Annotated in this window: 8 protein-coding genes; 3 read left to right on the top strand and 5 right to left on the bottom strand. The window is 57.7% G+C overall.

Annotated features, from left to right (window positions below):
- The first annotated feature begins 34 nt into the window (after positions 1-34).
- Both QMG15_RS06540 and QMG15_RS06535 read left to right on the top strand, forming a co-directional pair.
- On the top strand, positions 35-553 hold the full coding sequence (locus QMG15_RS06540) for a hypothetical protein (protein WP_281787921.1): 519 nt from the start codon (positions 35-37) through the stop codon (positions 551-553).
- 11 nt (positions 554-564) lie between these two features.
- Positions 565-1,395, top strand: coding sequence for a hypothetical protein (locus tag QMG15_RS06535; RefSeq protein ID WP_281787920.1), 831 nt, complete (start codon positions 565-567; stop codon positions 1,393-1,395).
- A gap of 5 nt (positions 1,396-1,400) precedes the next feature.
- Here the strand turns inward: QMG15_RS06535 and QMG15_RS06530 are convergent, their stop codons facing one another.
- The 5 genes from QMG15_RS06530 to dapC are packed head-to-tail and all read right to left on the bottom strand — an operon-like array spanning position 1,401 to position 7,617.
- Positions 1,401-3,449, bottom strand: a complete 2,049-nt coding sequence (locus QMG15_RS06530; RefSeq protein ID WP_281787919.1) for an ATP-binding cassette domain-containing protein — start codon at positions 3,447-3,449, stop codon at positions 1,401-1,403.
- Positions 3,446-4,342, bottom strand: coding sequence for a 50S ribosomal protein L3 N(5)-glutamine methyltransferase (gene prmB, locus QMG15_RS06525; RefSeq protein WP_281787918.1), 897 nt, complete (start codon positions 4,340-4,342; stop codon positions 3,446-3,448). Before prmB ends, QMG15_RS06530 begins: the two co-directional genes overlap by 4 nt.
- 8 nt (positions 4,343-4,350) lie before the next feature.
- On the bottom strand, positions 4,351-5,529 hold the full coding sequence (gene dapE, locus QMG15_RS06520; protein ID WP_281787917.1) for a succinyl-diaminopimelate desuccinylase: 1,179 nt from the start codon (positions 5,527-5,529) through the stop codon (positions 4,351-4,353).
- Between the two features lie 23 nt (positions 5,530-5,552).
- On the bottom strand, positions 5,553-6,389 hold the full coding sequence (gene dapD / locus QMG15_RS06515) for a 2,3,4,5-tetrahydropyridine-2,6-dicarboxylate N-succinyltransferase (protein WP_281787916.1): 837 nt from the start codon (positions 6,387-6,389) through the stop codon (positions 5,553-5,555).
- Between the two features lie 34 nt (positions 6,390-6,423).
- The gene (gene dapC / locus QMG15_RS06510) at positions 6,424-7,617 is read right to left on the bottom strand and encodes a succinyldiaminopimelate transaminase (protein ID WP_281790041.1); all 1,194 of its coding nucleotides are present in this window, start codon (positions 7,615-7,617) and stop codon (positions 6,424-6,426) included.
- A 41-nt stretch (positions 7,618-7,658) separates the two neighbouring features.
- Between dapC and QMG15_RS06505 the strand changes: the two genes are divergently transcribed.
- The gene (locus tag QMG15_RS06505; RefSeq protein ID WP_281790040.1) at positions 7,659-8,006 is read left to right on the top strand and encodes an Hpt domain-containing protein; all 348 of its coding nucleotides are present in this window, start codon (positions 7,659-7,661) and stop codon (positions 8,004-8,006) included.
- Positions 8,007-8,026: the final 20 nt, after the last annotated feature.

The raw sequence follows: 8,026 nt of genomic DNA, 5'->3' as shown, positions 1-8,026 counted from the left end.
AGACGCGCTTCTTCGTGTCTAGAATTTCACGCTTATGACCGAAGTTTTGTTCGTTTTGTATTTCTTGGTGCTCATCGCCACGCTTGTCGTCAAGACTCCCATCATCAAGGGGCCTTGGCTGTTTTTGCTGCGCGCGTTTTTTCCGAATTGGAAGTTCTTTCATGCGGTGGGGCATGTGCCGCATCTCTACGCACGCTCGGCGGTGCAACTGGCTTCGGGTGAGCTGCAGTGGTCCGAGTGGGTGCTGATTTATCCGCGCCGCGTGCGCCGACTGAGCCATCTCGTGCACAACCCAGACACCAACATGGGTCTAGCCCAGCAAAACATGGTGGACCATTTTTGGGCCGATTTGTATGACTTGCCCGAGGGCGCGGACCCACGCGGTTTGGTGAGCTACAAGATGATGCAGCGCCTATGTGACCAAGTGCTGCGCGCACGTGATGTGAACTTCACACACCGCCAGTTTGAACTGCGCATGGTGCTGGATGGCCGCTCTGAAACTGTGGACACGCAAGTGATGATGACCTCGCCAGTGGAGGCCGCCACATGTTAAGTGCTGGGTTCATGCAGACGTTCATTCACGCTTTGGTCGACGCGCCTACCTTGATGGCTATTCGCGCCACCGAGTTGGTGTTTGCTTGGAGCCTCACGATTCAAACGCTGGAATACTTGCGCATGGGCAAGTACACCGCAGACGATGCGTTTTGGTCTTGGCCCTTACAACGGGCTGATATTCCTAACGCGCCTGTGCGTGCTTTATTCGATGTGCTTTTCAAGCCGCAGATGCATCAGCTGCATTTGGTGTTGCGCCTGTGTGCGGCGGTTGCGTTGGCAGTGCAGGGCGCATCGTTGCCGCTGATTGGGTTTTTGTTTGTGGGCAACTTGCTCATCCTCATCCGCTGGCGAGGTGCGTTCAACGGGGGCAGCGACTTCATGACCTTGGTGGTGCTCACGGGCTTGCTCATCTCGCAAGTGGTGGGGGCTTTGGTCCATGTTGAGCTGGGCTGGCAAGCGGGTTTTTGGTACATCGCCATTCAAGCCATCACGTCGTATTTCATGTCGGGTGCGGTGAAGCTGCTGCGCCGTGAATGGCGCAATGGCTCAGCCATGACCATCTTTTTGAACGGTGCCATTTACGGGCCGTTGTCGGCCACACACCCGCTGCTCAACAAGTGGCTGGCCATGCTGGGCTCGTGGGGCTTCATCGTGTGGGAAATTTTGTTTCCCATCAGCTTGGTCGACCCACGACTCGCCGCTGTGTTTTGCGCCGTGGCGGCGCTGTTTCACTTTTTGGTGTTTTGGTTCTTTGGCTTGAACCGATTTTTCTGGGCGTGGCTGTGTGCGTTCCCCGCCATCATTTGGTGCAGCGCGCAGTTAAGTGCGCGCTTCATTTAAATGATTTAAGCCATCGCAGCTTCTATCGCATCCATCGCCTCAGTCAGCTCTAGCCAACGCACTTCTAGCTCGGCCAATTCGTCTTCCACCGCTTTGAGGCGCTTGCCGGCTTCGGCAATTTCAGCAGGGGGCAGGGGTGTGGCGAGTTTGTCGTGCAACGCCGTCTTTTCAGACTCGAGCGTGGCCATGGTTTTCTCCACGCCATCCATCTCTTTTTTCAACGGACGTTTTTTCTCGTTGATGTCTTTGCGCAGCTGTGCATCTTCTTTGCGTTGGTCACGAGAAGCCATAGGCGCAGCCGTCTTCGCTGCAGGCGCAGCCGCTTGCACAACAGGCGCTGCAACTTGAGCCACTGGCGCCACAACGGCAGGCTTGAGCGCCGCCGCATTGGCAGCGGCCACTGCCTCTGCACGTAGGCGTTTGCCTTCGTCGAGCAGGTAGCGTTGGTAGTCGTCCAAGTCGCCATCAAACGGCTCCACGCCGCCGCGTGACACCATCCAGAACTCGTCACACACCGCACGCAACAACGCACGGTCATGGCTGACCAGCATCACGGTGCCTTCAAATTCGTTCAGCGCCATGCTCAGCGCTTCGCGGGTGGCGAGGTCCAAGTGGTTGGTGGGCTCGTCCATCAGCAAGAGGTTGGGGCGTTGCCACACCAACATGCACAGCACGAGACGGGCTTTTTCGCCGCCGCTCATGCTGCCCACGGCTTGCTTGACCATGTCGCCGCCAAAGTTGAATTGGCCCAAGAAGCTGCGCAAGTCTTGCTCGCGCGTGGCTTGGCCAGCCAGTTTGCCGTCGATGGTGAGTTTTTTCGCCAACGCAATCATGTGGTCAAGCGGGTTGTCTGCGGGGTGCAACACGTCGAGTTCTTGCTGCGCAAAGTAGCCGATGTTCAGGCCCTTGCCTTCGGTCACTTCACCGCCAATGGCTTGCAAATCACGTGCGATGGTTTTGACCAACGTGGATTTACCTTGGCCGTTGGCACCCAAGATGCCAATGCGCTGACCGGCCAGCACCGAGCGGCTGACGTTGTGAACGATGACCGTGGGTGGGGTGCCCGCAGGTGCGTCGACAGGCGCGGGGTAGCCCACGCTCACGCCTTGCATGCTCAGCATGGGGTTGGGCAAGTTGGCGGGTTCTTTGAATTCAAAGCTGAAGTCGGCGTCGGCCAACAACGGCGCAATTTTTTCCATGCGGTCCAAAGCCTTGACGCGGCTCTGCGCTTGCTTGGCTTTGCTGGCCTTGGCCTTGAAGCGTGCAATGAACTTTTGCAAATGCGCAATCTTGTCTTGCTGTTTGGCAAAGGCGTTTTGTTGCAGCTCCATTTGCTCAGCACGCATGTCTTCAAACTTGCTGTAGTTGCCGCCGTAGCGCACCAGCTTGCCTGCGTCGATGTGCAGGGTGACGTTGGTCACCGCATCCAAAAATTCGCGGTCATGGCTGATGACCACCATCGTGCCTTCGTAGCGCTTGAGCCACGCTTCCAGCCACACCAACGCGTCCAAGTCCAAGTGGTTGGTGGGTTCGTCAAGCAGCAGCAAATCAGACGGGCACATCAGCGCGCGCGCCAATTGCAAGCGCATGCGCCAGCCGCCGGAGAAGCTGTTCACAGGGTTGTCGAGCTCGGTGGTTTTAAAGCCCAGACCCAAGATGAGCGCTTGTGCGCGTGACTGCGCATCGTGCTCGCCTGCGTCGTACAGCGCCATGTAGGCGTTGCCCAAACGCTCGCCGTCGTCGGTGGTTTCTGCTGCGGCCACTTCGGCGCGTGCATCGTTCAGCACGGTGTCGCCTTCAATCACGAACTCGGTGGCGCTTTGCTCGGTCTCTGGCATGTCTTGGGACACTTGGCCCATGCGCCATTGCGTGGGGATGTAAAACTCACCGGTGTCTTCTTGCAAGTTGCCATTGAGCAAAGCAAACAGCGACGATTTACCCGCGCCGTTACGGCCCACCAAGCCTACTTTTTCACCGGGGTTAAGGGTGACGGTGGCGCCTTCTAGCAACACCTTGGCACTGCGGCGCAAGGTGACATTTTTAATCGTGATCATTGTGTATTTGCGCCTTCGACAATCGCCTGGCGTGTGAGGAGTAAGACCTGGTCGTCACCAGCACTGGTCGATAGCCACACGACATCTAAATTAGGAAAGGCTGCTTCAAAGTAATCGCGTTCGTGGCCAATTTCTAAGACCAAAACCGCGTGTTCGCTCATGTGTGCTGGGGCGTCGCGCAGCATTTGGCGAATAAAGTCCATGCCGTCGTCACCACCGGCCAAAGCAAGCGCAGGCTCGGCTTTGAATTCGGCAGGCAACTCAGACATGCTTTGTGCGTTCACATAAGGTGGGTTGCACAAGATGAGGTCAAACACACCATCGGCTTGGGCCATGCCATCCGATTCGGCCAACGTCATGCGGCCTTCTAGGCCGTGACGTGAAAGGTTGATTTGGGCCACAGCCAAAGCATCTTTGGACAAGTCAAGTCCAAGCACCGTGATATCTGGAAAAGCCAGTGCCGCCAAGATGCCAAGGCTGCCGTTGCCCGTGCACAGGTCAAGCACGCGTGTGGTGTTGGGGTCCAGCCAAGGGTCGATGCTGCCTTCGGCCAAGACTTCGGCGATGAGCGAGCGCGGCACGATGGCGCGTTCATCGATGTAGAACGACACGCCTTGCAACCACGCTTCTTGCGTGAGGTAAGCCGCAGGCTTGCGGCTGGCAATGCGGTGCTCAATGAAGGCTTGCACGCTGGCCACTTGCGCGGCGGGCAGTTCGAGGTTGTGCACTTCGTCCGACACATCGGTGTCGAGCGGCAAACCCAGCTTCCACAGCACCAGCCAGGCGGCTTCGTCGGCGGCGTTGGTGGTGCCGTGGCCAAAGCTTAAGTTGCCTGCGGTGTGGGCAGCATCAAGCTGCTGCGCGCTCTGTGCAATGAGCGCGCTGAGTGTCATAGATGGGTTCATTGTGCGGACGTGTTGGCCGGTGAGGCCAAGCCGTGCAGCTGTTCCAGCACACGGCGGTAAATGTTTTTCAGGGGGTCCAAATCAGCCACGGCCACAAACTCGTTGATTTTGTGGATGGTGGCGTTGGGTGGGCCAAGCTCAATGACTTGCGGGCAGACTTGCGCGATGAAGCGTCCGTCGCTGGTGCCACCGGTGGTGGACAGCTCGGTGTCAATGCCGGTTTCGTCGTGGATGGCGCGTTGTACGGCGCCCACCAAATCACCAGGCGTGGTAAGGAAGGGCAGACCGCCGATGGTCCATTTGAGGTCGAAGTCCAAGCTGTGTTTTTGCAGCACCGCGGTCAGGCGCTGTTGCAATTGCTCAGGCGTAGATTCGGTGCAGAAGCGGAAGTTGAAATCCACCACGCATTCGCCAGGAATCACGTTGCTCGCACCTGTGCCCGCGTGGATGTTGCTCACTTGCCAACTGGTGGGTGGGAAGAAGTCGTTGCCCTTGTCCCACTCAATCGCTACCAAATCAGCCAATGCGGGGCTGAGCAAATGGATAGGGTTCTTAGCGAGTTGCGGGTAGGCAATGTGGCCTTGCACGCCTTTGACGGTGAGCTTGCCGCTCATCGTGCCGCGTCGGCCGTTTTTGATCATGTCGCCTGTGCGCTCCACCGAGGTGGGTTCGCCCACGATGCACCAGTCGAGCTTTTCGCCGCGGGCCTTCAAGGCTTCGCACACTTTGACGGTGCCGTCGAGTGCAGGCCCTTCTTCGTCGCTGGTGAGCAAGAAGGCGATATTGATAGCTGGATCTTTACAGTGGTGAGCAAATTCTTCACACGCCACCACCATCGCTGCCAACGACGCTTTCATGTCGCTGGCACCACGGCCAAACAATTTGCCGTCGCGGTGGGTGGGGGTGAAGGGGTCGCTGGTCCATTGGTCGATGGGGCCGGTGGGCACCACATCGGTATGGCCTGCAAACACCAGTGTTTTGGCGTTTGCCTGTGCGCTGCGCAGAACAGCCCACAGGTTGCTCACGCGAAACGTGTCTGGCCCGCTGTCGATGCGCTCACACTCAAAACCGATGGGTGCAAGCCGAGCGGTGATGATGTCCAAACAGCCCACGTCCTCGGGGGTGACCGAAGGGCGCGAGATGAGTTGCTCGGTGAGCTGGAGTGTGCGAGACATTGAAGAGAGAGCTTTGAAACGAATTAATCGCGCAACAAGTCGTTGATGCTGGTCTTAGAGCGGGTTTGTGCGTCCACGCGTTTGACCACGATGGCGGCGTACATGCTGTAAGGCGCGCCGTTGGCCGCCACTTTAGGAATGTTGCCGCTGACGACCACAGAGCCAGAGGCCACGCGACCGTATGTGATTTCGCCTGTGGCGCGGTCGAAGATGGGGGTCGATTGACCGATGAACACGCCCATGCCGAGCACGGAGTTTTCTTCGATGATGACGCCTTCCACCACTTCAGAGCGCGCGCCGATGAAGCAGTTGTCTTCAATGATGGTGGGGTTGGCTTGCAATGGCTCCAACACGCCGCCAATGCCCACGCCGCCAGACAAGTGCACGTTCTTGCCGATTTGTGCGCATGAGCCCACGGTGGCCCATGTGTCGACCATGGTGCCGCTGTCCACATAGGCACCGATGTTCACGTAAGAGGGCATCAAAATCGCGCCTGCAGCCACAAAGCTACCGCGACGTGCCACAGCTGGCGGCACCACGCGCACGCCAGCGGCTTTGAGTTCGTCTTCAGTCATGTGGCCGAACTTGGTGTCCACTTTGTCGTAGAAAGCCAAGTCGCCCGACTTCATGAGGCGGTTGTCTTTCAAACGGAAGGACAACAACACCGCTTTCTTCAACCATTGGTGAACCGTCCATTGGCCCACGCCTTCACGGGTGGCCACGCGCAAGCGGCCAGCGTTCAATTCGGCAATCACGTGGTCCACAGCATCGCGCACTTCGTGTGTTGCGTTGTCAATGCTGATGTTGGCGCGGTTGTCCCAAGCGTTGTCGATGACGTGTTGGAGTTGGTGTTGAGTCATGGTTGTCTTCTCTACGTTGAAATTAAGAAAGGAATCAGGAATGGTTTTGTTTGATGAACGCCACGATGCGTTGCGCGGCTTCTAAGCACTCGGCAGTTTCGGCCACCAAGGCCATGCGAATTCGACCTGCACCGGGGTTGAAACCTTGGGCCTCGCGAGCAAGGTAGCTGCCCGGCAGCACTGTCACATTGTATTGAGCCAGCAAGTCGCGTGCGAAGGCCACATCGTCTCCTCCTGGAACTGCCGCCCACAGGTAAAAACCAGCATCGGGCAAACGCACATCCATCACCGCTTCGAGCAGTGGGGTGACAGCCGCGAACTTTTGGCGGTATTGCTCACGGTTGGCCACCACATGGGCTTCGTCGTCCCACGCGGCAATGCTGGCCGCTTGCACCATGCCGCTCATGGCAGAGCCGTGATACGTGCGGTACAGCAAGAACTGTTTAAGGATGTTGGCGTCACCCGCCACAAAACCACTGCGCATGCCCGGCACATTGCTGCGCTTGGACAAGCTGGTGAAGGCCACCAAGTTTTTAAAGTCGGTGCGACCGAGCTTGGTGGCAGCTTCTAGGCCACCCAAAGGCGCTTCTTCGCGGAAATAGATTTCGCTGTAGCACTCGTCGCTGGCAATCACAAAACCGTATTTGTCGCTCAAAGCAAACAGCTTTTCCCAGTCGCTCATGGGCATCACCGCGCCCGTGGGGTTGCCGGGTGAGCACACAAACAGCAGCTGGGTTTTGGCCCACACGTCGGCAGGCACGCTGTCCCAGTTGACGTTGAAATTCAACGCAGGATCGCTGGGCGCGTAATAGGTTTGGGCACCGGCCAACAGCGCGGCACCTTCGTAGATTTGGTAGAACGGGTTAGGGCACACCACCACCGCATCGCGTGTGGGGTCAATCACCGTCTGGGCAAAGGCAAACAAAGCTTCGCGTGAGCCGTTGACCGGCAGCACTTGCGTGGCAGCGTCCAGCTTCAAACCATAGCGGCGCTGCATCCAGTTCACACACGATTCGCGCAAAGCAGGCAAACCCGCGGTGGCAGGGTAGGCGGCCAACTGTGCGGTGGCTTTGGCCAACGCGTCCAGCACCAACTGTGGCGTGGCGTGGCGTGGCTCGCCAATGCCTAGGCTGATAGGCGCATACGCAGGGTTGGGTGTGACAGTAGAGAAAAGTTGCTTCAGCCGCTCAAAAGGATAGGGCTGAAGGCTCGAAAGAAGGGGGTTCATGGCTGCTATTATCCCCGCGCTCTGTGATCAATCTGAACCTTATGTCTATATCTCCCTTGCTTGACCTGACCCGTGCCAAAGAGTTCGCTTTTGAAGCGGGCCAATTGCGCGAGCTGGTGATGACGTTTGAGCAAAGTTTGACCCAAGAAATGGCCATCATTCAAGCGGGTTTGGCAGCGGGCGACGCCTTGAAGGTCGAACATTCGCTCCATGCCTTGAAGGGCTTCATGCCTTTGTTTGCGACCGAGTCCTTGGCCCAAGCCATGACTGACCTGTACCAAACCAGCCGCGAGAAGCCGCTGGACGTGACAGGCCCCATCTTTACTGCATTAGTTCCTAGTTTGAAGACCTTGCTGGTCGAAGTTCGCGCGTGCCTCAGCGCTTTATGATTCAGGCTGTGTCTAGAGAG

It is taken from the genome of Limnohabitans sp. INBF002 (assembly GCF_027924905.1).
GTDB lineage: Bacteria > Pseudomonadota > Gammaproteobacteria > Burkholderiales > Burkholderiaceae_C > Limnohabitans.
Note: the sequence above shows the minus strand (reverse complement) of the source record. Positions and strands in the feature narration are given on the sequence as shown.